A 24452-nucleotide genomic window follows, 5' to 3' on the forward strand; every position below is an offset into this window, starting at 1 on the left:
GATTGCCGATTTTTTCGTTTCGCAAATGCGAAAGGCCGGCGCTGGGACCGGCCTTTTCAATCGTTTCGCATAACGATCATGCGTTGAGCAGATAGATCGCCGTCGCCTCATCGGTGATAAGGCCGTTGATAATGCCGCCCTTTACGGCCGCCCGCAGCGCCTCATATTTGCGCTGCCCCTTGGCAAGTCCGATGACAGACGCCCGGTCGCGCGGCGGCAAGGGAACGGAGGCGACGCGCTCGTTGAAGCTGCCCGAGAGCAACGCGCCATCATGATCGAACATCCAGCCACAGATCTCGCCCGCGGCACCCGCCTTGGTCAGACCGGCCATCTCGTCCTGGGCGAGGAACCCGTCCTGGCAGAGCGGCGCGTCCGGGCCGAGCTCGCCGACGCCGACGAAGGCGACATTGGCTTCGGCGCCTAGCTTCAGAGCCACCTGCACCAGGCTCTGGCTGTGCAGCACCTCCCGCTCCTCGGCCGAAGCGGCGAGCACCGGCAGCGGCATCGGAAAATGCCGGGCCTTGACCGCATCGGCCATGCTGAAGATGACGTTGTAATAGGCGGCCGAACCGTCGAGGCCGATATTGCCCGTGAGCGACACGATGCGGTGCTGCGGACATTCCATCGGCGGCAACTGATCGACCGCCGCTTTCAGCGTGCGCCCGGTACCGATCGCCAGCACCTGCGGCTCGGACGATTTCAGCCAGCGCTCGATCTCGGCCGCCCCGGCTTCCGCGATGCCAACGGTCGTCGAGGTCGAGCCGGGATCGCTCGGCACCACCTCCACATGTTTCAGTCCGTATTTGTCGCGAAGACCTGCGGCCGCCTCGAGGCAGGCGGCAATCGGATGGTCGAGCCGAACCTTGATCAGCCGCTCGGACATGGCGAGCGAAACCAACCGCTGCGCCGACTGGCGCGAGATTCCCATGACGGTGGCGATCTCATCCTGGGTGCGGCCAGCGACATAGTATAACCAGCCCGCCCGGGCAGCATCGTCAAGCCTGTTGTTCGCCTCGCCCCTGCGTGCCATCGCTGTTCTCCATCCCCCCCGATCACGATACTTTTGGATCCTGTCGATCCAAAAGTATCGTGATCGATCCTCATAAGCAGAGCGGGGTGCGGGCGGAAAACCGCGCACACTTTTCCTCACCCCGCTCTGATCTGCTGCCACTATTGCCCCGCCCTGTCAAACATCGGCCAAGAACAAGGGCTTGGCAGGTCTGCCGCAAGGCCCGGGATCACAAGGCTTTTCGCCCGTTTCGACCTTAAATTTTTACCGTTTGATAAAAAAATAAAGCGTGTTACCGTTCCATCATCCTGAGAAAACATTGGGAGCCAAAAATGGGAACGACACAATCTGGGATCCTCGGCGGCCGCCTGCCGCTCGGGGAGTACGAGAGCAATTTCTCCGACCTGCATCCACCGCTCGACAAGCACGAGGCCCTCGTCGCTTCCGACCGCTGTTATTTCTGTCATGACGCGCCGTGCATGACGGCCTGTCCCACCTCCATCGATATCCCGCTGTTCATTCGGCAGATATCGACCGGCAACCCGATCGGATCGGCCAAGACGATCTTCGATCAGAACATCCTGGGCGGCATGTGCGCCCGCGTCTGTCCCACCGAAACGCTGTGCGAACAGGCTTGCGTTCGCAACACCGCCGAGGAGCGCCCGGTCGAGATCGGCCGCCTGCAGCGCTATGCAACCGACGTGGCGATGAAAGAGAACAAGCAGTTCTACACCCGTGCTGAAACCTCCGGCCGCAAGATCGCCGTCGTCGGCGCCGGCCCGGCCGGCCTTGCTGCTGCCCATCGGTTGGCCGTCAAGGGCCACGACGTCGTGATCTACGATGCCCGGCCGAAGTCCGGCGGCCTCAATGAGTACGGCATTGCCGCCTACAAGTCGGTCGACGACTTCGCGCAGAAGGAAGTCGACTACGTGCTGGCGATCGGCGGCATCGAAGTGCGCCAGGGCCAGGCGATCGGCCGCGATTTCACCCTCGCCGACCTCTCGGAACAGTATGACGCCGTCTTCCTCGGCCTCGGCCTTGCGGGCGTGAACGCGCTGCGTCTCGAAGGCGAAAGTGCCGAAGGCGTTGACGATGCCGTCGACTTCATCGCCGCCCTTCGCCAGTCGAAGACCAAGGCCGATATCCCGGTCGGCCGTCGCGTCGTCGTCCTCGGTGGCGGCATGACCGCAATCGATGCGGCGGTGCAGGCAAAGCTGCTCGGCGCGGAAGAAGTGACTATCTGTTATCGCCGCGGCAAGGAGCACATGAACGCCTCCGAGTTCGAGCAGGACCTGGCGGCCTCCAAGGGAGTCACCATCCGCCACTGGCTGCAGCCGAAGCGCATTGCCGAAAAGGATGGCAAGGTCGCCGGCATCGAGCTGGAATACACCACGCTCGAAGACGGAAAGCTGACGGCGACCGGCGAAACCGGTATCATTGCTGCCGACCAGATCTTCAAGGCGATCGGCCAGAGCTTCCTCGGAGCAGGCCTCGGCGCGCTGCAACTCGAAGGCGGCCGCATTGTTGCCGACGCCGAAGGGCGCACGTCGCTGCCCAACGTCTGGGCCGGCGGCGACTGCGTGCTCGGCGGTGAAGACCTCACGGTCTCGGCCGTCGCCATGGGCCGCGACGCGGCTGAATCGATCAATCGGGCCTTCGCCGCGGCAGCGCCGCGCGCGAGCGCAGTTGCCTAAGGGATCGGGAGGAGAAACCAATGGCTGATCTTCGCAATAATTTTGTCGGCATCAAATCCCCGAACCCGTTCTGGCTGGCATCCGCCCCACCAACGGACAAAGCTTACAACGTCGAGCGCGCCTTCAAGGCGGGCTGGGGCGGCGTCGTCTGGAAGACGCTCGGCGAGGAAGGCCCGCCGGTCGTCAACGTCAACGGCCCGCGCTACGGCGCGATCTGGGGCGCCGACCGCCGGCTGCTCGGGCTGAACAACATCGAGCTCATCACCGACCGCGACCTCTATGTGAACCTGCGCGAAATGAAGCAGGTGAAGATGAACTGGCCGGATCGCGCCCTGATCGCCTCGATCATGGTGCCCTGCGAGGAAGAGGCGTGGAAGGCGATCCTGCCGCTGGTCGAGGAAACCGGCGCCGACGGCATCGAACTCAACTTCGGCTGTCCGCACGGCATGTCTGAACGTGGCATGGGTGCTGCGGTCGGCCAGGTGCCGGAATACATCGAGATGGTCGTGCGCTGGTGCAAGCAGTACACGCGCATGCCTGTCATCACCAAATTGACGCCCAATATCACCGACATCCGCAAGCCCGCCCGCGCCGCCAAGGCCGGCGGCACCGACGCGGTGTCGTTGATCAACACGATCAATTCGATCGTCTCGGTCGACCTCGACAACTTCGCCCCCAACCCGACGGTCGGCGGCAAGGGCACCCACGGCGGCTATTGCGGCCCGGCGGTGAAGCCGATCGCGCTCAATATGGTCGCCGAGATCGCTCGCGACCCGGAAACCTACGGCCTGCCGATCTCCGGCATCGGCGGCATCACCACCTGGCGCGACGCGGCCGAGTTCCTGGCACTTGGCGCCGGCAACGTCCAGGTCTGCACCGCAGCCATGACCTATGGCTTCAAGATCGTCCAGGAAATGATCTCGGGCCTCTCCGACTGGATGGACGCCAAGGGTCACCGCAACCTCGATGATATCACCGGACGCGCGGTCCCGAACGTTACCGACTGGCAGTATCTGAACCTCAACTACATCGCCAAGGCGAAGATCGACCAGGATGCCTGCATCAAGTGCGGTCGCTGCCACATCGCCTGCGAGGATACCTCGCACCAGGCGATCACGCAGTTCGTCAACGGCGTACGTCACTTCGAGGTAATGGAAGACGAGTGCGTTGGCTGCAATCTCTGCGTCAACGTCTGTCCCGTCGAAAACTGCATCACCATGGAAGAGCTGCCGGCCGGCACGCTCGACCAGCGCACCGGCAAGCCGGTCGATCCGAACTACGCCAACTGGACGACCCATCCGAACAACCCGATGGCCCGCCAGGCCGCTGAGTAGCGGATCTCGTCACTTCATCGAAACGCCGCCGGACCACAAATCCGGCGGCGTTTTCTCATGTGCCCTCAGAACTCGACGACGACCTTGCCGAACGGGCCGCGGTCGAGATGCGCCAAAGCCTCGCGGAACTGTTCGAACGAATAGCGCGCATCGATGACTGGCTTGATCGCGGTCCGGTCGATCGCCACGACGAAATCCTGCAGCGCCCGGCGGTGAGCGACGCCAATGCCCTGGATGACCGGCGATTTCAGCAGGACCGGCGTGACCGGCGCCGAGATCTCCGCGCCCTCGAACACCCCGATCACCGATATCCGCCCTTGCACGGCAACCGCCTGCAGCGACTTGCCAAGATTGGCACCGCCCGCCATCTCCAGAATATGATCGGCGCCGTGATCGCCGGTAATCTCGAGAACCCGCTCCGCCCAATCCTCTCTTACGCGGTTGATGCCATGGTCGGCGCCCAGAGCAAGCGCGCGCTCGAGCTTTTCCTGGCTGGCCGACGTGACGATGACCTCGGCGCCATGCGCCTTGGCGATCTGCAACCCGAACAGCGATACGCCGCCGGTGCCCTGCACGACCACGCGGTCGCCAGCCTTGGGATGCCCCTTCTCGACCAGGGCGAACCAGGCCGTCACCCCGGCACAGGGCAAGGTGCTCGCCTCGCCATCGTCCAGGCTCTCGGGTGCTGCTACGAACCAGTCCTCGGGGAAAGCGACATATTGCGACGCGACACCCGGGTTCAGGCCGCCAAGGGCAAACGACGTTGGGTGACGAGCCGTTCCCGGCTTTTGACCGTCGATCCAGGTCGGATCGAAAACGGAGATGACCCGATCGCCGGGCTGGAAGCGCGTCACGCCGCGGCCGACCGCTTCCACCACCCCTGCCATGTCGGAGCCCGGCACGAAGGGGAAGGAAAGCGGCATGCCCATGCCGTTTTCCAAGACCAGCTTGTCGCGAAAATTGAGCGACACGGCCGTCGTGCGAACCAGCACCTCACCTGGGCCCGGCTCCGGAACACGGCGCTCGGTAATTTTGAGGTTTTCGGCTCCAAGCGCGTCGATCGTCCATTCCTTCATCAGTCTTGCCATAGTCCGTTCCTTTCACTGCATTGATCTGATGGAGGAAGCATAGCGTTGAATTTATCTCTCCAGTTGCGATAAGAATTCGCCATATTGGTTCTCAAAAGGAGACAATCTTGGAGCGGTTGGGAGGCATTTCGATCTTCGTCGAGGCGGTCGAAGCTGGCGGATTTTCAGCGGCGGCCGAACGGCTGAACCTCTCGCGCTCCGCTGTCGGCAAGACGATTGCCAAGCTCGAACAAAGACTTGGCGTCCGGCTCTTCCATCGCACGACCCGCACGCAGAGCCTGACGGCCGAAGGCCAGCTCTATTATGAAAGTTGTCTCAGAGCCGTTGGTGAGATTCGTGCCGGCGAGGCACTGCTGGAATCGGGCAAGCAGGAGATCAGAGGTCGGCTGCGCATGTCCCTGCCCGTGGTTTTCGGACGGCAATGCGTCATGCCGCTCTTGTCGGAACTGCTGGGTCAGCACCCGCTCCTGGAACTCGACGTCAATTTCAGCGACCGCAGGGTCGATCTTGTCGAGGATGGCTTCGATCTCGCCATTCGCACAGGTCCACTGCCCGATGAACCCGATGTGATGGCGCGCAAGGTTGCCGACCAGCCCATGACGGTCTGCGCCTCCCCCGCCTACCTGCAGCGGCACGGCACGCCGCGCAGCATCGATGACCTTCTTCACCATCAGGCGATCCTCTATCGGCGCAGCAGCGATGCGCTTTCCTGGTCCTTCCCGGTCAAGGGAGCGGTACCCCGGCAGGTGACGCCGCCGGCACGGCTGAAACTGGACGACCTGACCTCGATCGCCGATGCGGCGGCAGACGGCTTCGGCCTTGCATGGCTGCCGTGCTGGCTGGTGCGCAGCCACATCGACTCAGGACGGCTCGTCCGCATTCTTACCGATGTGCCCGCCCTCTCCTTCGCAGCCCATGTCGTGTGGCCGCGCACGCAATACATGCCGCCGAAATTGCGGCTGATGATCGACACGCTGGCCGATCGACTGGCCCCCATGATGCAATGATCCGCGGAGCATTCCTGCTTCCGAAGGCGGCGGCGTGCGGATAATGGCCGGCTTTGGCGGCCGCTTCGCCCGGCTCTGCGGATCCCGCCCGCACCCGAGCGCGTTCCTGCGGCCGGATTCGGATGAATAGCGTGCTGCGCCGATAACGAACAGGACACGAAAACGAAACAGATTGTGTAAAAATGGTAAGTTGTCGGCTCGTACGATCTGGATGATAAGGGAGAACTCATACGGGGTGCCCCGCGGGCTCGATCAGGGCCGTAGCGCTGTCTCCGACGGTTTTGACCCTGCAGCCGGACGAAGCTCCGGCAGAGCCGGACTTGCTGCTTGACGATCATTTCGGCCAACCGACGCAAGCGAATGCACCTCGTCTCCGGGGCCATACTCGGTACGTTCGTTCTGGCGCATTTCTTCAACCACTCGCTCGGCCTGATCTCCGTCGAAGCGATGGAAACCGCCCGCAAAGGCTTCAATCTCATCTGGCACAGCCTGCCCGGCACGGTGCTGCTCTACGGCGCCCTGCTGCTGCATTTCGCCATGGCGCTCGAAAGCATCTATCGTCGGCAGACGCTCAGAATGCCGGCGCGCGAGGCGCTGAAGATCGTCTTCGGCCTCAGCCTGCCTTTCCTTTTGATCGGCCACGTGACGGCCGCACGCGTCGAGCCACTTCTCACCGGGGTCGACGCGGATTATCCGGACATGCTCCGCATGCTCTGGTCGAATTCCGTCAATGCCACGAGACAATTGCTCGCCCTGCTGCTCGTCTGGGGCCACGGCTGCCTCGGGGCTTGGTTCTGGATGCGCGGCCGAGCCTGGTTCCCGCGCTACGAAATCCTGCTCTACACAGTCGCGATCCTCGTGCCGATCTTCGCGCTGCTCGGCTTCGTCAGCGGCGCCCGCTCGATCGAGGACGGTTACGCCGAACATGGCGGCTACGGCGACCGTTCCTATTCGAAGCCTCCGTTCGACCTCACGCTTCTCGAGGATATTCGGCTCGGCCTCTATTTCGGCTTCGGCGGCCTGATCGCCGGCACGTTCCTGCTGCGGGCCATGCCAAAGGGCGGGCGCATTCGCGTGCGCTATCCCGACGGTCGGGTGGCCACCGTCAATCTCGGCTTCAGCGTGCTCGAGGCGAGTAGGGCCGCGGGCATCGCCCACGTCTCGGTCTGCGGCGGCCGTGGCCGATGCTCGACCTGCCGGGTACGCATCATCCAGGGGCTTGAAGACCAGCCGCCACCCGAGGATGCAGAGCTCGCGACACTCACCCGGATCGGCGCACCCGACAATGTCCGCCTCGCCTGCCAGTTTCGCCCTGTCCACAACGTCACCGTCGTGCCGATCCTCGACAGCGACAGCCTCGGCATCAAGAAGCAGATCGGCCGCGAGGGCGGCGAAGGTCGCGAACGGCGCATCGCCGTGCTCTTCTGCGACCTGCGCGGCTTCACCAGCATTGCCGAACACAAGCTGCCTTTCGACACCGTGTTCCTGCTCAACCGTTACTTCGAGATGGTGGGCGAAGCGGTCGAGGATTCCGGTGGCGTCATCGACAAGTTCATCGGCGACGGCGCATTGGCGATCTTCGGGCTGAAGAGCACCTACACGGAGGCCTGCCGGCAGTCGCTTGCCGCCGCCGTGCGCATATCCAAGGGCCTCGAGACGCTGAACCAGACCTTCCGCGGCGAACTCGACGAGCCGCTGCGCATCGCCATGGGCCTGCACGCCGGCCCAGCGATCATCGGGGAGATCGGCTACGGCCAAGCGACGTCGCTGACCGCGGTCGGCGATACGATCAACACGGCGAGCCGTCTGGAAGGCCTCGCCAAGGAACACGACGTACAATTGGCCGTCTCGGCCGAGCTCGTCAACCGCGCGGGCCTGGTGATCGAAGGGCATGAGCGGCTGGACATCGGCCTGCGCGGCCGGCAGGCGACGCTCGAAACCTGGATCGTCGGGGATGCAGCCGGTATCTCCGAAGCCTTGCAACCGGCACCGTCGAACGCGTAGTGCAACCCCTTGAAAGCGTGAAACAGTTTTCACGCCCGAAGTTGCATACCTTCAAGGCTTTGGATCTTTTCACGGTTTCAATGAAGCGCTGAAATGATCTAGTAGTGGAGATCCTTCCCGCCCTCGCCGCCGATCCAATCCGGAAGCCCGCATGAAACAGGACGTCTCCCCGAAAACCGCGCACCAGGTTCATGCGAAGGGCGCCGAGAAGCTGAAGGCGCACCTGGCGATGATGACCTTCGCCGTCCTGATCGCAGGCTCCTTTTCCTTCGGCGGCCTTGCCACCCAACATATGGGCGCCGGGCCGCTGACGCTCTGGCGCTATCTGTTGACCGTCGTGGTCCTTGGCCTGCTCACCTTCGGCTATGCGCGCGTTCCCTTTCGCTTTCCCAAGCAAGCGTGGCGTTTCGTGATCCTCGGCGGGTTGATCGCCGTCTACATGCTGACGATGTTCAAGGCGCTGGAGTTCACCAGCCCTGTTTCAACAGGCGCGGTCTTCACGCTGATGCCGCTCTTGAGCGCCGGCTTCGCGTTTGTGTTGCTCGGTCAGCATACACGCCCTGGCGTGCTCGCCGGGCTCATCATCGCTGCCCTTGGCGCCGTCTGGGTGATCTTTCGCGCCGACGTCGGCGCGATCCTTGCCTTCGACGTCGGCCAGGGCGAATTGATCTTCTTCGTCGGCGTCGTCTGCCACGCGGTCTATGTGCCGCTGATCCGCAAGTTCGGCCGAGAGGAAAGTCCATTCGCCTTCGGCTTCTGGGTGGCTGTCTTCACCGTGCCCTGGCTGCTGGTACCGGGCGCGGCCGGTCTCGTCACGGCCGATTTCGCCAGCCTGCCACCGGTCGTCTGGCTCGCCGTCCTCTATCTGGCCGTTGTGACCACGGCGATCACCTTCCTGCTCCTGCAATACGCCTCGATGCGGCTACCCGCATCGAAAGTGCTTGGCTACGGCTATCTGACGCCGAGCTTCATCATCCTGCTCGAAGGTCTGCTCGGTCATGGCTGGACCAGCCTGCCGGTGCTTGCCGGCGCGCTGACCACGGCCTGCGGCCTGCTGTTGATGGCGCTGCTGCCAGATTGAAAGGCGGCTCAAGCCGCCGGCTGCTCGCTCACCTGCAGCCCGTCGACGAAGAGCCGTTCGAGGAAGCGTGCCGCATCCTCGAAGCGCCCATCGCCAGCATTGCCCTGGCCGAGCACGGCGCGCACCTGCACGTCGAAGTCGGCGTAGTGCTGGGTGGTGGACCAGATCGCGAAGATCAGGTGATAGGGATCGCATTTGGCGATCTTGCCGGCTTTGGCCCAGGCCCGGATTACCTCGGCCTTCTCGTCGACCAGCGACTTCAAGGGCCCCTTGAGCTCGTCCTCGATATGCGGCGCGCCCTGCAGCACCTCGTTGGCGAAGAGCCGGCTTTCGCGCGGATAGTCACGGGCCATTTCGAGCTTGCGCCGAATATAGCTGCGGATTTCGGCGACCGGATTCCCCTCGGCGTTGAACTCCCGCAAGGGGTCGAGCCAGGTGTCGAGCACCCGGTCGATCAGCGCCCGGTGCATCGCTTCCTTGGTGCGGAAATAATAGAGCAAATTGGGCTTCGACATTCCCGCCACTTCGGCAATCTGGTCGACGGTCGAGCCGCGGAAACCGTTGGCGGAAAAGACTTCGAGCGCGGCCTCGAGAATGCGCTCTTCCTTCTCCCCTTGTATGCGGGTCCGCCTCTGGGTCCTGGCCGCTCTCGGTAATACCATCTTTCCCCCTGGCCATGCCTGCGCAGCTCGTCGCGCAGGAACCGGCTGCCCAATTTCCGGCCTCGCCATCTTATTGGGCAACAACTTCGTTTTTTTGTTTTTCCGGCTTGAGTGCCGCAACGGAAGTTGTAATGTTTACCAACCGGTCAAATTATCAGCCAGTTCACCGCCAAAGGCAACGGCTGATCGAAGGGCACCAGAAAAAACCAAGCCTGGATTTGACCACGGGAACATGAGGGCGCGCCGATCCAGGCAAAGCCCTGAAGAGATGAGGAGACCGCCGTGGCTGCACCTGGCGAGAACATGCGCGTCAATGCCGACCGCCTGTGGGATTCACTTATGGAAATGGCCAAGATCGGCCCTGGTGTCGCGGGCGGCAACAACCGCCAGACGCTGACCGACGAGGACGCCGAAGGGCGCCGGCTGTTCCAGTCCTGGTGCGAAAAGGCCGGCCTCACCATGGGCGTCGACACCATGGGCAATATGTTCTTCACAAGGCCCGGCACCGACCCGGATGCGCTGCCCGTCTATATCGGCTCGCATCTCGATACCCAGCCGACCGGCGGCAAGTATGACGGCGTCCTCGGCGTGCTCTCGGGCCTTGAGGTCGTTCGCTCGATGAACGATCTCGGCATCAAGACCAAGCATCCCGTCGTCGTCACCAACTGGACCAACGAGGAAGGCGCGCGCTTCGCGCCGGCCATGCTCGCATCGGGCGTCTTTGCCGGCGTGCACAGTCAGGATTTCGCCTATGGCCGCAAGGATCCGGAAGGAAAGACCTTCGGCGACGAACTGAAACGCATCGGCTGGGTCGGCGACGAGGAAGTCGGCGCCCGCAAGATGCACGCCTATTTCGAGTACCATATCGAGCAGGGCCCGATCCTCGAAGCAGAGGGCAAGGACATCGGCGTCGTCACCCACTGTCAGGGCCTGTGGTGGCTGGAGTTCACGCTCACCGGCCGCGAAGCCCATACGGGCTCGACGCCAATGAACATGCGCGTCAACGCCGGCCTTGCCATGGCCCGCATCCTGGAAATGGTCCAGGGCGTCGCGATGGAAAACCAGCCGGGCGCCGTCGGCGGCGTCGGCCAAGTGTTCTTCTCACCCAATTCCCGCAATGTGCTGCCGGGCAAAGTGGTCTTCACCGTCGACATCCGCTCGCCGGACAGGGCCAAGCTCGACCGCATGCGGGCAAAGATCGAGGCCGAGGCACCGAAGATCACTGACGCGCTTGGCGTCGGCTGTTCCATCGAGGCGATCGGCCATTTCGAGCCGGTCACCTTCGATCCAAAGCTCGTCAGCGCCGTGCGTAACGCCGCCGAGCATCTCGGCTACAGCCACATGAACCTCATCTCGGGCGCCGGGCATGATGCCTGCTGGGCCGCCAAGGTGGCGCCGACGACGATGATCATGTGCCCCTGCGTCGGTGGCCTCAGCCACAACGAGGCGGAGGACATCTCCAGGGAGTGGGCCAGCGCCGGCGCCGACGTCCTCTTCCACGCCGTCGTCGAAACGGCCGAAATCGTCGAATGAGTTTGCGGGCGGGACGAAAGTTCCGCCCTTTTTCGTGGCGGTTGCCTGGCCGCCGGAAGAGCAATCGCGAGGATCAAGAACCATGAGCACTGTCATCAAGGGTGGAACCATCGTCACCGCCGACCTGACCTACAAGGCGGACGTCAAGATCGAGGGCGGAAAGATCGTCGAGATCGGCCCGAACCTTTCCGGAACCGAGACGCTGGACGCGAACGGCTGCTACATCATGCCCGGCGGCATCGATCCGCACACCCATCTCGAAATGCCCTTTATGGGCACCTATTCCTCGGACGATTTCGAAAGCGGAACGCGGGCAGCACTCGCCGGCGGCACGACCATGGTGGTCGACTTTGCGCTGCCCTCGCCCAACCAGTCGCTGCTCGAAGCGCTGACCATGTGGGACAACAAATCCACCCGTGCGAACTGCGACTATTCCTTCCACATGGCAATCACCTGGTGGAGCGAGCAGGTCTTCAACGAGATGGAGACCATCGTCAAAGACAAGGGCATCAACACCTTCAAGCACTTCATGGCCTATAAGGGCGCACTGATGGTGGATGACGACGAAATGTTCTCGTCCTTCCAGCGCTGCGCCGCCCTCGGCGCGCTACCACTGGTGCATGCCGAAAACGGCGACGTGGTCGCCCAGCTCCAGGCAAAGCTGCTGTCAGAAGGCAACAACGGGCCGGAGGCGCACGCCTATTCGCGTCCGGCCGAAGTCGAGGGCGAAGCGACCAACCGCGCGATCATGATCGCCGACATGGCCGGATGCCCCGTCTACATCGTGCACACCTCCTGTGAGCAGGCGCATGAAGCGATCCGCCGCGCCCGCTCCAAGGGCATGCGCGTGTTCGGCGAACCGCTGATCCAGCATCTGACGCTGGATGAAACCGAATACTTCAACAAGGACTGGGACCATGCAGCCCGCCGCGTAATGTCGCCCCCCTTCCGCAACAAGCTGCATCAGGACAGTCTCTGGGCAGGCCTTGCCTCGGGCTCGCTGCAGGTAGTGGCGACCGACCACTGCGCCTTTACATCCGAGCAGAAGCGCTTCGGCGTTGGCGATTTCACCAAGATCCCGAACGGCACCGGTGGCCTCGAAGACCGCATGCCGATGCTCTGGACCCATGGCGTCAACACCGGCCGCATCACCATGAACGAGTTCGTGGCCGTGACCTCGACCAACATTGCCAAGATCCTCAACATCTACCCGAAGAAGGGCGCAATCCTTGTTGGCGCCGATGCCGACCTCGTCGTCTGGGATCCGAAGCGCACCAAGACGATCTCCGCCAAGAGCCAGCAGTCGGCGATCGACTACAACGTCTTCGAAGGCAAGGAGGTAAAGGGCCTGCCGCGCTTTACCCTTACCCGCGGCGTCGTCGCGATCGAGGAGAGCACGGTCAAGACCCGCGAGGGCCACGGCGAATTTGTCCGCCGCGATCCTTTCCCAGCCGTGAGTTCGGCCCTTTCCACCTGGAAGGAAGTCACCGCCCCCCGCGCCGTCCAGCGCAGCGGCATCCCGGCCACGGGCGTTTGAATGAAGGAGAACACGAACAGGGTGTTGCCGATACCTGCACGTCAGCGCGAGGTTTGGTTTCCGCAGCTCCACGCGGCGGCAGCCCTCGTCGGCACATACACGGCATCTGCCCTGTTGGTGATCATTGAGCCGAAATCGATTGCCGGCATCCCTTTGCAGGTAATCATTCCCGCCGGCCTTCTTGTGCCCTTCTGCGCCTCATTGTTCGCATTGGTCATCTTCGCGCCGGCAAGCTTCGGAATTTACCGACTGATGGAGCGATTTCGGGTACGCAACCTTAGCCTTCACTGCTTCGCAGGCGTCCTCTGCGTGGCTTCGACAGGTGCTGCCGTCCTCCTCCTGGGGCAGGCGGCGTCGTTCTTCGGATACGTTCGCGCAGATGCAGAGGCAACAGGTCTCCTCGCCTCGATGAAAGGCTCCGGGGATCTCCTGCTCCTCGCAGTCGCTGCCATCAGCGGGGCCGCCGGAGGAGCAGCCTTCTACTTCGCGCGGAAAATAAGACTTGCCGAGATCTCCGTTGCGCAGACAGTCGGAGGACGATCATAGATGGTCCAGATCCTGTCGATCCGGTCGCTACGTTTGCCTCCTTCCGTCAGCTTAGCCGACGCTCCCCCACATCTCTGTCCCACCGGACATGTCCCGCCACCTTGGCGGGGCGTTTCGGCCTGGGAGCCGTCAGGCGGGCACGAGCTGATCGAGCTCGGGCAGCAGCACGAGGCTTTCGCGCTGGTTCGGATCCGTGCGCGCGATGACGGCCGAACAGGGCGCGTTCGAGCGGTTCTCCGGCAGATGCGGCATGCCGGCGGGGATGTAGACCATCTCACCGGCCCTAGCGACGATGTGCTCCTCAAGCCTCTCGCCAAACCAGGTCCAGGCCTCCCCGGAAAGCACGTAGATCGCCGTCTCGTGGCTCTCGTGCAGATGCGCCTTGGCGCGCGCACCGGGCGGGATCGTGACGATGTGCATGCAGAGCCCGGTTGCCCCGACGGTCTCCGCTGTAATGCCCTCGAAATAGTTGAGCCCCTGCTGGCCGGCCACGGCGCCTTCAGGACGAACCACGCGACAGCCCGGATTGGATGATCGAGACATGAGCGTTCTCCAGAATTCCCTGAAAAACCAGCAACAAACGGCTTCGCACCCAAATCCGCGATTGCATGTTGCCGGTCCGGATAGCAGTCTGACACAGACCAGCCAGAATGAGTATTCGCCGATGACGTCCAATACCGCATCCGTGGTTTCGGCCCGGGACCTCTGCCTGACTTTCGAAACCGCCGATGGCCCGGTGCATGCACTGACCGGCGTCAACCTGGATGTCGCCAAGGGTGACTTCGTTTCCTTCATCGGTCCGTCCGGCTGCGGCAAGACGACCTTCTTGCGCGTGATCGCCGATCTGGAAAAAGCGACCTCCGGCACGATCAGCGTCAACGGCATGACGCCTGAGCAAGCGCGCAACAAGCGCGCCTATGGCTACGTCTTCCAGGCCGCAGCGCTCTATCCCTGGCGCACCATCGAAAACAACATCGCTCTACCGCTGGAGATCATGGGCTATTCGAAGGAAGAGAAGAAGGCCCGCATCGAGCGCACGCTCGACCTCGTCAACCTCTCCGGCTTCGGCAAGAAATATCCCTGGCAGCTCTCCGGTGGTATGCAGCAGCGCGCCTCCATCGCCCGCGCACTGGCGTTTGATGCCGACCTGCTTCTGATGGACGAGCCCTTCGGCGCGCTCGACGAGATCGTTCGCGACCACCTCAACGAACAGCTCTTGAAGCTCTGGGCCCGCACCAACAAGACGATCTGCTTCGTCACCCATTCGATCCCTGAAGCTGTCTACCTCTCCACCAAGATCGTGGTGATGAGCCCCCGCCCCGGCCGCGTCACCGATGTGATCGAATCGCCGCTGCCGCGCGAACGGCCGCTCGGCATTCGCGAGACACCGGAGTTCCTCGAAATCGCCCATCGCGTCCGCGAAGGCCTGCGCGCGGGACACAGCTATGACGAATAGCATCGGCATCCGCCGGGCCGAACAGACCGACATGGCCGCCTGCGCCGGCATTCTCAACCGCTGGATCGACGCGACGGCCTGGATGCCGCGGGTGCACGAGCATGCCGATGTCGAACGCTATTATGCCGAGACCGTCTTTGCCGAACGCATCGTGCTCTTGGCAGAGGACGACGGCGAGATCGCCGGCTTCCTTTCCCTCTCTGACGACCACCACGTCGCCGCGCTTTACATCGATGAGCGGCATCGTGGCGCAGGCATTGGCGCCCGGCTGATCGACACCGCCAAGGCGATGTCATCGGATGAATTGAGCCTATGGACCTTCGAACACAATCGTGATGCCCAGCGCTTCTACGAGCACCAGGGCTTCGAGGCTGTGCGGCGGACCGACGGCGACAACGAGGAGCAACTGCCGGATATCCTCTATCGCTGGCGCGGCAGAAAGGTGCGGGCATGAACCTTGCCTTCGGCCTCTGGATGCTCTTGGCAACGACGATCTTCCTCGGTGGCGCGACCGCCTCGCGCGCCTATGTCTCCAACAACCACCTCGGCATGCTCTTGCTTGCACTCGGGCTCTACGTGATCGGCAACATCATCATGGTGAAGCTCATGCGCGAGGGCGGCCTCGGCCTGGCAATCTCGCTGTCGGCGATCGTGCAGCTCGTTATGGTCAATGTCATCGCCTTCACCGTGTTCGGCGAACGATTGAGCCTCACGCAGGCCGCCGGCGTGCTTCTCGGCATCGTCGCAATGGGCCTGATGTTGTTCCCCGCAAGCGGAAAGGCGTGACAATGCAGGAACCAAGTTTCTTCAGGGACAAGTTGGTGCCGGTCGGCACCGTCGTCCTGCTGCTGATCGCCATCTGGTATGTCGCGGTCGTCTTCCTCAACGCCCCCTTCGAGCGTGATACGGCAGCCCGCGCCGGCACCGAGATCAGCTTCTCTGAGATCGTGCGCAACACCATGGCGCAGGAACGTCCGGTACTGCCGGCACCGCACCAGGTGATCGCCGAGATCTGGGACACCACCTTCAACAAGGCAATCACCTCGAAGCGCAGCCTCGTCTACCACGCCTGGATCACGCTTTCGGCAACCCTTCTCGGCTTCGGCATCGGCGCCGCCCTCGGCATCCTCCTGGCAGTCGGCATCGTGCACAACCGCGCCATGGACCGCTCGCTGATGCCCTGGGTCATCGCCAGCCAGACGATCCCGATCCTCGCGATTGCGCCGATGATCATCGTCGTCTTGAACGCCATCGGCATTTCCGGACTTTTGCCGAAGGCACTGATCTCGACCTATCTCTCCTTCTTCCCGGTCGTCGTCGGCATGGTGAAGGGCCTGCGCAGCCCGGAAACGATCCAGCTCGACCTCATGCACACCTACAATGCCTCCCCGTCGCAGACTTTCTGGAAGCTGCGCTGGCCGTCGTCGATGCCCTACCTCTTCACCTCGCTGAAGGTTGCCGTCGCCATCTCGCTGGTCGGCGCCATCGTCGGCGAATTGCCGACCGGTGCGGTCGCAGGTCTTGGTGCCCGGCTGCTGGCCGGCTCCTACTATGGCCAGACGGTGCAGATCTGGGCCGCTCTCTTCATGGCGGCAGCCCTTGCGGCCGTTCTCGTCATGATCGTCGGCTTTGCCCACACCGCCGTCCTGAAGCGCATGGGAGCCAAGCCATGAACCTTCCCGTCCTTGCCGCCGCGATCATCTTCTGGCTCGCCGCCTGGGCCTTCAACGAATGGCTGGTGCGCCAGAACTTCCGGAGCGCGGCCGCAAACAGCGCCGCCCGCTTCGCCGTGCCGGTGATCTTCGGCATCACTATCCTGGTTCTCTGGGAAGGCATCGTCCGCGGCTTCCAGGTCCCCTCCGTGCTTTTGCCGGCACCCTCGATGATCTGGCAAAAGCTGATCAATTCGCTGCCGACGCTTGGGGCCGATTTCCGCCAGACCTTCCTGAAGGCAGTGTTGATCGGCTATGCGCTCGGCTGCGGCCTCGGCTTCGCCGTTGCGATCCTGATCGACCGTTCGCCCTTCCTGCAGAAAGGCCTTCTGCCACTCGGCAATTTCGTTTCGGCCCTTCCCGTCATCGGAGTAGCCCCGATCATGGTCATGTGGTTCGGCTTCGACTGGCAGTCGAAGGTCGCCGTCGTCGTCATCATGACCTTCTTCCCGATGCTGGTGAACACGGTTGCCGGCCTTGCCGCCGCCAGCCACATGGAACGCGACCTGATGCGCACCTACGCCGCCTCCTGGTGGCAGACGCTGGTCAAATTACGCCTGCCGGCCGCCTGGCCGTTCATCTTCACCGCGCTCAAGATCAATTCGACGCTGGCGCTGATCGGCGCCATCGTCGCCGAGTTCTTCGGGACCCCCATCGTCGGCATGGGGTTCCGGATTTCCACGGAAGTGGGACGCATGAATGTCGACATGGTCTGGGCCGAGATCGCCGTTGCGGCGGTCGCCGGTTCCGCCTTCTACGGCGTGGTCGCACTCATCGAGCGCGCCGTCACCTTCTGGCATCCCTCCATTCGCGGAGGGCGCGCCTGAGCCTGCTTGAAGAACTTAAATAAAACGAAGTAAAAACAAGAGGGAACTGACATGAACAAAAGACTTGCATCGCTTCTCGCCGCAGGCGTCTTTTCGCTCGCAGCGTTCCAGGCTGAAGCTGCCGAAAAGGTGACGCTGCAGCTGAAGTGGGTGACCCAGGCGCAGTTTGCCGGCTACTACGTCGCCAAGGACAAAGGCTTCTACGAAGAAGAAGGCCTCGACGTCGACATCAAGCCCGGCGGTCCGGACATCGCCCCGGCCCAGGTGATCGCCGGCGGCGGCGCCGACGTTATCGTCGACTGGATGCCGTCGGCCCTTGCCACCCGCGAAAAGGGCGTGCCGCTCGTCAACATTGCCCAGCCGTTCAAGAAATCCGGCATGATGCTGACCTGCCTGAAGGAAACCGGCGTCACCAGCCCGGACAAGTTCAAGGGTCAGACGCTTGGCGTGTGGTTCTTCGGCAACGAGTATCCGTTCCTCTCCTGGATGGCGCACCTGAAGATCCCGACCGACGGCGGCCCGAACGGCGTGACCGTCCTGAAACAGGGCTTCAACGTCGACCCGCTGATCCAGAAGCAGGCAGCCTGCATCTCCACCATGACCTATAACGAGTACTGGCAGGTCATCGATGCCGGCATCAAGACGGACGACCTGGTGACCTTCAAGTATGAAGACCAGGGCGTGGCGACGCTCGAAGACGGCCTGTACGTACTTGAGGACAAACTCAAGGATCCCGCCTTCAAGGACAAGATGGTCAAGTTCGTCCGTGCCTCGATGAAGGGCTGGAAATATGCCGAGCAGAACCCGGACGAGGCCGCCGATATCGTTCTTGAAAACGATTCCACCGGCGCCCAGACGGAGAAGCACCAGAAGCGCATGATGAGCGAAGTGGCAAAGCTCACCGCCGGCTCCAACGGCTCGCTCGACGAAGCAGACTACAAACGCACCGTGCAGTCGCTGCTTTCGGGTGGTTCCGATCCCGTGATTTCCAAGGAGCCCGAGGGCGCCTGGACACATGAGATCACCGACGCCGCGCTGAAATAGGCCTGTCTCCGCAACGCAAAAGAGGGTCGCACGGCTCAGTATCGTGCGGCCCTCTTCCGTTTTCTTAGCGGTCGTTCGCATCCGCCAAGCTGCTGCCGGGTACCGGGCGTGGGGGTGGTAATCCGGCGAACAACGGCGCTACCTTTGCTTGCCATTGTCAAGATCGTGTCAAGATCGCAACCATAACCGCAGAACGAACGGAATATTGAGGCACCATCTCTTCGTGCACCCTTGTAAGCGCCGAAGGCCGAGATTACATAGGCCACGATGTTTGTTGGAGGCAGGCATGATGGAGGACGTCTTTTTTCCAGTGCCTTGCCTGCGGTAACCGGTCCCAGTTCCGCCCGCGTCTACGGTCTGATACCGTGCACGCGGAGCGCGAAGTGAGGAATACGCCATCTCCTGTTCCCGAGCACTTTGCCGGGACCTTGTGGCGGTGCGGTAAAATAGCCTGATTGCCCGTGGATCCTGCATCAAGCGGAGATCCGCTCGATATTGTTTCCATTGCCGGGACTGTGAAGCCGATGGCTCAAAAAGTATTGCCTGTCCTCAGCGTGTGCGCTGCGATGACCCTTGGTTCGCTTTCCTTCGCCCGGGCGGAGGAAGCAGCGCAACCGAAACCAGCACCGAGCTTGCCCTCCATCGTCGTGACGACGGCGGTCGACCAGTCGATCAGCGACCGGGTGGTCGCGACCGGCACCATCCAGGCCGTCGAGCAGGTCTATGTCGCCCCGATGGTCGACGGCCTCTCCATCCGCACGCTCAATGTCGATGTCGGCGACACGGTCGAGGCCGGCAGCGTTCTCGTGGTTCTCAACGACGACGCGCTTCGCCTGCAAAAAAGCGAACTCGAAGCCTCGCTTGCCAAGGCCGAGGCCGGGCTTGCCCAGTTGAACGCCCAACTCAGCGAAACCAAAGCCAACAACGACGAGGCCAAACGCGTCAGCGACCGTGCGGCCGAACTCTCCAAGAACGGCACCGTCTCGACGGCCGAGGCCGATCGCGTCCGGGCGCTCGCGATCGCGACGCATGCCCGTGTGCTTTCGGCCGAACAGGCCGTTGCCGTGGCCAGTGCCGACATCAAGGTCGCCGAAGCGCAAATCGACGACATCGACCTGCGCCTCGCCCGAACCGAGGTCAAGGCACCGGTCGCAGGTGTCATCTCGGCCAAGAATGCCAAGGTCGGCGCGATCGCCACCGGTAACAGCGACCCGCTCTTCGCCATGATCCGCGACGGTGCCATCGAGATGAAAGCCGACGTCGCCGAAGCCGATATCATCAAGCTCGCCGTCGGCCAGCCGGCCGTCGTGACGCTTGCCGGCGGCAACACCAAGGTCGAAGGCAAGATCCGCCTGATCGCTCCGACGGTCGATCCCGTCAGCCGCCTCGGCACCGTCTTCATCAGCCTGATGGACACCGAGAAGGCACGCGCCGGCATGTATGCGAGCGCGCTGATCACCGCCGAACAGAAGCAGACGGTGGTCCTGCCGCAAACGGCCGTTACCAATGAGAACGGCCGCACCATCGTTCGCAAGGTCGAAAACGGCGTCATCCGCATCCTGCCGGTCAAGACAGGGATTTCCGACGGCAAGTTCATCGAAGTCCTCGAGGGCCTGAAGGCCGGGGAGGAAGTGGTAGCGAGAGCCGGCGCCTATGTCCGCGACGGTGACCGCATCAACCCCGTCAAGTCCGCCGCATCAGCGACCAACTGACAGGAACCGTGACCATGAACTTCTCAGCCTGGTCCATACGCAATCCGATCGCTCCGATCCTCTTCTTCGTCGTCCTGATGGTGCTGGGCTACCAGTCCTTCGTGTCGTTGCCGATCACCCGCTTCCCCAATATCGACGTCCCGATCGTCTCGATCAACGTGACGCAGAGCGGCGCCTCTCCGGCCGAGCTCGAAACCCAGGTCACCAAGGAAGTCGAGGACGCGGTCGCAAGCGTCACCGGCGTCGATCATATCCAGTCGACGATCAACGACGGTACCTCGACCACCGCCGTCATTTTCCGCATGGAAGTGCCTACGGCCCAGGCGGTGCAGGACGTCAAGGACGCGATCGACCGTATCCGCAGCGACCTGCCGACCTCGATCGAAGAACCGATCGTCTCCAAGGTCGACGTCGAGGGCCAGGCGATCCAGACCTTCTCCGTGTCCGCGCCGGGCATGTCGCTCGAAGAACTCTCCTGGTTCGTCGACGACGTCATCAAGCGTGAGATCCAGGGCAAGAAGGGCATCGGCCGCGTCGACCGTTACGGCGGCGCCGACCGCGAAGTCCGGGTCGAACTCAACGAAGACAAGCTGAATTCGCTCGGCATCACCGCCGCCGACGTCAACGGCCAGCTGCGCCGCATGAACATGGACCTCGGCTCCGGCCGTGGTCAGGTCGGCGGCAGCGAGCAGGCGATCCGTACGCTGGGCGATACCCGCAATGTCGAGCAGCTCGCCAACACGATGATCTCGGTGCCGAGCGGCCGCTTCGTGCGCCTGTCCGATCTCGGCACGGTCACCGATACCTATGAGGAACCGCGTTCCTTCTCGCGCTTCAACGGCAACCCCGGCGTGACCTTCGCGGTCTTCCGCGCGAAGGGCGCCTCGGAAGTCAGCGTCGCCGAGACGGTCGCAAAGTCGCTCGAAAAGATCCGCGCGGCGAACCCCGACGTCACCATCGAGATGGTCGACGATTCCGTCTACTTCACCTACGGCAACTACGAGGCGGCGCTGCACACGCTGATGGAAGGCGCGCTGCTCGCCGTCATCGTCGTCATGCTCTTCCTGCGCAACTGGCGGGCAACGCTGATTTCCGCCGTGGCCCTGCCGCTGTCGGCGATCCCGACCTTTTGGGTCATGGACCTGCTCGGCTTCTCGCTGAACCTCGTCAGCTTCCTGGCGATGACGCTCGCAACCGGTATTCTCGTCGACGATGCGATCGTCGAGATCGAGAACATCGAGCGGCACATCCATATGGGCAAATCGCCCTATCGCGCCTCGATCGAAGCGGCGGACGAAATCGGCCTTGCCGTTATCGCGACGACCTTCACCATCATCGCGGTCTTCGTGCCCGTATCCTTCATGCCGGGCATTCCCGGCCAGTACTTCATCCAGTTCGGTCTGACGGTCGCCGTCGCGGTGTTCTTCTCACTGCTCGTCGCGCGTCTGATCACGCCTGTGATGGCCGCCTATCTGATGCGCCCGTCGGACGCCGGCAGTGATCATCATGACCGGGACGGCTTCATGATGCGCAACTATACGCGCCTTGTGGTCGCCACCACGAAGCACTGGTACACCCGCTACCTGACGCTGCTTGCGGCCATCGTCTTCTCGGTTGGTTCTGTCTTCGCGCTCGTCCTCTTCGTGCCCGGCAGCTTCCTGCCGCCGGAAGACGCCTCGCGCGTCAGCCTGTCGATCGAGCTGCCGCCGGACGCCATGCTCGAGGACACCGACCGCACCACCACCGAGATCTACGATCGGATCAAGGATATCGAAGGCGTCGACAACATCTTCGTACTTGGCGGCGCTTCGCCGAAGGGCGACCTGGAACTGCGCCGCGCGACGGTGACGGTGCTTCTCAAGAAGCTCGACCAGTCGCTCGTCAACAAGATCGTCAATGACGTCATCGGTCGCACGCCGGTGATCGGCGCGTACCTGCCGAAGATGCCGCCTGCCGGCCGCATCATCCCGCAGTCGCAGATCGAGAAGGAAATCTTCGCTCGCGTCCGTGACATTCCGGATGTGCGGGTGATCAAGCTCAACGACCGCGGTGAGCGCGACCTCTCCTTCAACCTGCTCTCCAACAACGAGGCCGATCTCGACCAGGCGGTGGCGACGCTGGAAGGCAAGTTGAGGAGCGACTCGTTGCTGGCCAATGTCAGCCCGGATGGCGCCCTTCCCCGTCCGGAACTGCAGATCCGTCCGCGGGACGAGCAGATGTCGCGCCTCGGCATCACCACCGCGCAGATCTCCGAGGTGATCCGTGTCGCCACCATCGGCGATATCGACGCGGCGCTGACCAAGATCGCCCTCGACGGGCGGCTGATCCCGATCCGCGTGCAGATCAACCGCGACTTCCGCACGGATATCGCCGCGATCCGCAATCTGAAGATCACGACCGCCGCCGGCGCCACCGTGCCGCTGTCGAGCGTTGCCGACATCAACTATTCGGAAGGCCCGAGCTCGATCAAGCGCTACGATCGCAACCGCGTCGTATCGCTCGGCGCGGATCTCCCGGTCGGTGTTGCGCTCAACACCGCCTCGGAGCGCTTCAAGCAGATCGCCGGCCAGGCCGATCTGCCGAAGTCCGTGCAGTTCCTCGAAAGCGGCGACGCCGAGGTGCAGGCGGAAATGCAGCAGAGCTTCGGCAACGCCATGCTGCTCGGCCTGATGCTGGTGCTGGTGGTGCTGATCCTCTTGTTCAAGGACGTGATCCAGCCCTTCACCATCCTGTTCTCGCTGCCGCTCGCAATCGGCGGCGTGGCGGCCGCGCTGATCCTGACACAGAACGCGCTATCCATGCCGGTTCTGATCGGAATCCTGATGCTGATGGGTATCGTCACGAAGAACGCGATCCTGCTCGTCGACTTCGGTATCGAGATGATGCATCACGGCATGGACCGGCAGGTCGCCATGATCGAGGCCGGCCGCAAGCGCGCCCGCCCGATCATCATGACCTCGATCGCCATGTCGGCGGGCATGCTGCCCTCCGCGCTCGGCGTCGGCGAAGGCGGCTCGTTCCGCGCCCCGATGGCGATCGCCGTGATCGGCGGCATCATCGTCTCGACGGTGTTGAGCCTCGTGATCGTGCCGTCGTTCTTCCTGATCATGGACGACCTCTCGCGACTGCTCGCCCGCATCTTCGGCCGCTTCGTCGGCAAGAAGGACGAGGAAAACCTGCCGCTCGACCGCGAGGCCCTCACCGATCTGGTGCATGAGCAAGGCAAGACGATCGAAGGCCTGGAAGACCGGCTGAAGACGCTGGAAACGGACCAGACCAAGGGACGGTCCGGCGGCAAGGTCATCAACCACCCGGCGCTCGCTGCCGAGTAGGTCATCGCCGAAGAGGCTCTCCGCCCGGGGCGGCCACAATTCTAAAGCAAGCCCGCGCCCTGCAAGCGCGGGCTTTTTGTGATTTCTATTTGATCGAGGTCAAACCAAGATCTGCAAAGCCCTCTACCCTAGCGCTGGATTTTACTCAGGACGGGTACGATGAAGACGTTGCGATTGAACTCGAACGACAGGGCGGTGCTGCTCGGCTCCTGCTTTTTCGAAAAGCTGCCGGCGGCGGCGTCGAGCGCCATTCTCGATGATGTCGTGGTTTCCACCCACGAGGAGCACGACATCCTCTTTGGCCAGGGCGAGGCACTGGACCAAGTCTTCTTGGTCCTCTCCGGTCTGGTGCGGCTCTACCGGCTGGGCAAGGACGGGCGCGAGGCGGATATCGCCGTCTTCCCGAAAGGCGAACTTTTCGGCGAAAGCGCCATGTTCCTTGGCAACCGCGCCACCGCCAACGCCCAGGCGATCGAGACGACTATGCTTGCGCGCATCGACAGCCGCAGGCTTCGCAAGCTGGCCGAACAGACGCCCGAGATCGCCGACGCACTGATGCAGCTTTTGTGCCGGCACGCGCAAATGGCGGAGGATTGCCTGGCCGAAGACCGGCTGCTCACGGCACCGCAGCGGGTCGCGAGCTATATCCTCGGCAATTGCCCCGATGGCATCACCAACTTTTCCTTCCGCCTGCCCTTCCAGAAGAATGTGCTGGCCGGCAAGTTGGGCCTGGCGCCCGAGGCACTGTCTCGCGCCTTCTCGGCCCTTCGCCGCTCCGGCGTCACCGTCAAGGGCCGCGTCATCGAGATCCATGACCGGCAGGCGCTGGAGCGCTTCTGACGCGTTGACGAAGGTTCAGGCGCCAGAAGCAACA

At 62.9% G+C, this 24452-nt stretch carries 21 protein-coding genes; 17 read left to right on the forward strand and 4 right to left on the reverse strand.

Going from position 1 to position 24452, the window contains the following annotated elements; genetic code table 11:
- Positions 1–76: 76 nt before the first annotated feature.
- Positions 77–1030, reverse strand: coding sequence for a sugar-binding transcriptional regulator (locus tag ASD01_RS14710; RefSeq protein ID WP_034794101.1), 954 nt, complete (start codon positions 1028–1030; stop codon positions 77–79).
- 311 nt (positions 1031–1341) lie between these two features.
- Between ASD01_RS14710 and ASD01_RS14715 the strand changes: the two genes are divergently transcribed.
- Together ASD01_RS14715 and preA are read left to right on the forward strand one after the other, a co-directional pair.
- The gene (locus ASD01_RS14715) at positions 1342–2703 is read left to right on the forward strand and encodes an NAD(P)-dependent oxidoreductase (protein WP_034794104.1); all 1362 of its coding nucleotides are present in this window, start codon (positions 1342–1344) and stop codon (positions 2701–2703) included.
- A 20-nt stretch (positions 2704–2723) separates the two neighbouring features.
- Positions 2724–4037 carry an NAD-dependent dihydropyrimidine dehydrogenase subunit PreA gene (preA, locus tag ASD01_RS14720; protein WP_034794108.1) on the forward strand — a complete coding sequence of 438 codons (1314 nt, stop codon included), beginning with the start codon at positions 2724–2726 and terminating at the stop codon, positions 4035–4037.
- 65 nt (positions 4038–4102) lie between these two features.
- On the opposite strand, the gene ASD01_RS14725 is transcribed toward preA, so the two are convergent.
- Complete coding sequence (locus tag ASD01_RS14725) at positions 4103–5125, reverse strand: zinc-dependent alcohol dehydrogenase family protein (RefSeq protein ID WP_034794110.1); 1023 nt, start codon at positions 5123–5125, stop codon at positions 4103–4105.
- Between the two features lie 107 nt (positions 5126–5232).
- On the opposite strand from ASD01_RS14725, the gene ASD01_RS14730 reads away from it, so the two are divergent.
- From ASD01_RS14730 to ASD01_RS14740, 3 genes are all read left to right on the forward strand, one after another.
- Entirely contained in the window at positions 5233–6132 is a 900-nt protein-coding gene (locus ASD01_RS14730; RefSeq protein WP_034794112.1) for a LysR family transcriptional regulator, read from the forward strand.
- A 327-nt stretch (positions 6133–6459) separates the two neighbouring features.
- Positions 6460–8136 carry an adenylate/guanylate cyclase domain-containing protein gene (locus tag ASD01_RS14735; RefSeq protein WP_060644109.1) on the forward strand — a complete coding sequence of 559 codons (1677 nt, stop codon included), beginning with the start codon at positions 6460–6462 and terminating at the stop codon, positions 8134–8136.
- 151 nt (positions 8137–8287) lie between these two features.
- Positions 8288–9217, forward strand: coding sequence for a DMT family transporter (locus ASD01_RS14740; protein WP_051659304.1), 930 nt, complete (start codon positions 8288–8290; stop codon positions 9215–9217).
- A gap of 8 nt (positions 9218–9225) precedes the next feature.
- On the opposite strand, the gene ASD01_RS14745 is transcribed toward ASD01_RS14740, so the two are convergent.
- Complete coding sequence (locus ASD01_RS14745) at positions 9226–9879, reverse strand: TetR family transcriptional regulator C-terminal domain-containing protein (RefSeq protein ID WP_034794116.1); 654 nt, start codon at positions 9877–9879, stop codon at positions 9226–9228.
- Positions 9880–10161: 282 nt separating this feature from the next.
- On the opposite strand from ASD01_RS14745, the gene ASD01_RS14750 reads away from it, so the two are divergent.
- The 3 genes from ASD01_RS14750 to ASD01_RS14760 all read left to right on the forward strand — a co-directional run bounded on the left by ASD01_RS14750 (position 10162) and on the right by ASD01_RS14760 (position 13495).
- On the forward strand, positions 10162–11412 hold the full coding sequence (locus ASD01_RS14750; protein WP_090426347.1) for a Zn-dependent hydrolase: 1251 nt from the start codon (positions 10162–10164) through the stop codon (positions 11410–11412).
- Positions 11413–11494: 82 nt separating this feature from the next.
- Positions 11495–12949: a dihydropyrimidinase gene (hydA, locus tag ASD01_RS14755; protein WP_034794120.1), complete on the forward strand. Its 1455-nt coding sequence runs from the start codon at positions 11495–11497 to the stop codon at positions 12947–12949.
- Positions 12950–13495 carry a hypothetical protein gene (locus tag ASD01_RS14760; RefSeq protein WP_034794122.1) on the forward strand — a complete coding sequence of 182 codons (546 nt, stop codon included), beginning with the start codon at positions 12950–12952 and terminating at the stop codon, positions 13493–13495. It abuts the gene before it with no gap.
- Positions 13496–13624: 129 nt separating this feature from the next.
- Here the strand turns inward: ASD01_RS14760 and ASD01_RS14765 are convergent, their stop codons facing one another.
- Entirely contained in the window at positions 13625–14038 is a 414-nt protein-coding gene (locus ASD01_RS14765; RefSeq protein ID WP_034794134.1) for a cupin domain-containing protein, read from the reverse strand.
- A gap of 121 nt (positions 14039–14159) precedes the next feature.
- On the opposite strand from ASD01_RS14765, the gene ASD01_RS14770 reads away from it, so the two are divergent.
- The 9 genes from ASD01_RS14770 (at position 14160) to ASD01_RS14810 (ending at position 24418) form a co-directional block, all read left to right on the forward strand.
- Entirely contained in the window at positions 14160–14951 is a 792-nt protein-coding gene (locus tag ASD01_RS14770; RefSeq protein WP_034794266.1) for an ABC transporter ATP-binding protein, read from the forward strand.
- Entirely contained in the window at positions 14941–15405 is a 465-nt protein-coding gene (locus ASD01_RS14775; protein WP_034794136.1) for a GNAT family N-acetyltransferase, read from the forward strand. Before ASD01_RS14770 ends, ASD01_RS14775 begins: the two co-directional genes overlap by 11 nt.
- A complete protein-coding gene (locus ASD01_RS14780) occupies positions 15402–15737 on the forward strand; it encodes a membrane protein (RefSeq protein ID WP_034794138.1) in 336 nt (111 codons plus the stop codon). The genes ASD01_RS14775 and ASD01_RS14780 overlap by 4 nt, the downstream gene beginning before the upstream one ends.
- Before the next feature lie 2 nt (positions 15738–15739).
- Positions 15740–16624 (forward strand): ABC transporter permease, encoded by an 885-nt coding sequence (locus tag ASD01_RS14785; protein WP_034794141.1) that lies wholly within the window; start codon positions 15740–15742, stop codon positions 16622–16624.
- Positions 16621–17490: an ABC transporter permease gene (locus tag ASD01_RS14790; RefSeq protein WP_034794144.1), complete on the forward strand. Its 870-nt coding sequence runs from the start codon at positions 16621–16623 to the stop codon at positions 17488–17490. Before ASD01_RS14785 ends, ASD01_RS14790 begins: the two co-directional genes overlap by 4 nt.
- 51 nt (positions 17491–17541) lie before the next feature.
- Positions 17542–18534 carry an ABC transporter substrate-binding protein gene (locus ASD01_RS14795; protein WP_034794145.1) on the forward strand — a complete coding sequence of 331 codons (993 nt, stop codon included), beginning with the start codon at positions 17542–17544 and terminating at the stop codon, positions 18532–18534.
- A gap of 524 nt (positions 18535–19058) precedes the next feature.
- The gene (locus ASD01_RS14800; RefSeq protein WP_034794147.1) at positions 19059–20246 is read left to right on the forward strand and encodes an efflux RND transporter periplasmic adaptor subunit; all 1188 of its coding nucleotides are present in this window, start codon (positions 19059–19061) and stop codon (positions 20244–20246) included.
- A gap of 14 nt (positions 20247–20260) precedes the next feature.
- The gene (locus ASD01_RS14805) at positions 20261–23578 is read left to right on the forward strand and encodes an efflux RND transporter permease subunit (RefSeq protein ID WP_034794149.1); all 3318 of its coding nucleotides are present in this window, start codon (positions 20261–20263) and stop codon (positions 23576–23578) included.
- Positions 23579–23737: 159 nt separating this feature from the next.
- The gene (locus tag ASD01_RS14810; protein ID WP_034794150.1) at positions 23738–24418 is read left to right on the forward strand and encodes a Crp/Fnr family transcriptional regulator; all 681 of its coding nucleotides are present in this window, start codon (positions 23738–23740) and stop codon (positions 24416–24418) included.
- The last annotated feature ends 34 nt before the right edge of the window (positions 24419–24452 follow it).

Source organism: Ensifer sp. Root423 (assembly GCF_001426275.1).
Taxonomy (GTDB): Bacteria; Pseudomonadota; Alphaproteobacteria; order Rhizobiales; family Rhizobiaceae; genus Ensifer; species Ensifer adhaerens.

Bases quoted from the DNA above. Each gene is read 5' to 3' on its own strand.
- ASD01_RS14745 (WP_034794116.1), bottom strand. From the start codon at position 9,879: ATGGTATTACCGAGAGCGGCCAGGACCCAGAGGCGGACCCGCATACAA.
- preA (WP_034794108.1), top strand. From the start codon at position 2,724: ATGGCTGATCTTCGCAATAATTTTGTCGGCATCAAATCCCCGAACCCG.
- ASD01_RS14780 (WP_034794138.1), top strand. From the start codon at position 15,402: ATGAACCTTGCCTTCGGCCTCTGGATGCTCTTGGCAACGACGATCTTC.
- ASD01_RS14715 (WP_034794104.1), top strand. From the start codon at position 1,342: ATGGGAACGACACAATCTGGGATCCTCGGCGGCCGCCTGCCGCTCGGG.
- ASD01_RS14790 (WP_034794144.1), top strand. From the start codon at position 16,621: ATGAACCTTCCCGTCCTTGCCGCCGCGATCATCTTCTGGCTCGCCGCC.
- hydA (WP_034794120.1), top strand. From the start codon at position 11,495: ATGAGCACTGTCATCAAGGGTGGAACCATCGTCACCGCCGACCTGACC.
- ASD01_RS14770 (WP_034794266.1), top strand. From the start codon at position 14,160: ATGACGTCCAATACCGCATCCGTGGTTTCGGCCCGGGACCTCTGCCTG.
- ASD01_RS14740 (WP_051659304.1), top strand. From the start codon at position 8,288: ATGAAACAGGACGTCTCCCCGAAAACCGCGCACCAGGTTCATGCGAAG.
- ASD01_RS14775 (WP_034794136.1), top strand. From the start codon at position 14,941: ATGACGAATAGCATCGGCATCCGCCGGGCCGAACAGACCGACATGGCC.
- ASD01_RS14765 (WP_034794134.1), bottom strand. From the start codon at position 14,038: ATGTCTCGATCATCCAATCCGGGCTGTCGCGTGGTTCGTCCTGAAGGC.
- ASD01_RS14800 (WP_034794147.1), top strand. From the start codon at position 19,059: ATGGCTCAAAAAGTATTGCCTGTCCTCAGCGTGTGCGCTGCGATGACC.
- ASD01_RS14785 (WP_034794141.1), top strand. From the start codon at position 15,740: ATGCAGGAACCAAGTTTCTTCAGGGACAAGTTGGTGCCGGTCGGCACC.
- ASD01_RS14795 (WP_034794145.1), top strand. From the start codon at position 17,542: ATGAACAAAAGACTTGCATCGCTTCTCGCCGCAGGCGTCTTTTCGCTC.
- ASD01_RS14725 (WP_034794110.1), bottom strand. From the start codon at position 5,125: ATGGCAAGACTGATGAAGGAATGGACGATCGACGCGCTTGGAGCCGAA.
- ASD01_RS14805 (WP_034794149.1), top strand. From the start codon at position 20,261: ATGAACTTCTCAGCCTGGTCCATACGCAATCCGATCGCTCCGATCCTC.
- ASD01_RS14810 (WP_034794150.1), top strand. From the start codon at position 23,738: ATGAAGACGTTGCGATTGAACTCGAACGACAGGGCGGTGCTGCTCGGC.
- ASD01_RS14760 (WP_034794122.1), top strand. From the start codon at position 12,950: ATGAAGGAGAACACGAACAGGGTGTTGCCGATACCTGCACGTCAGCGC.
- ASD01_RS14710 (WP_034794101.1), bottom strand. From the start codon at position 1,030: ATGGCACGCAGGGGCGAGGCGAACAACAGGCTTGACGATGCTGCCCGG.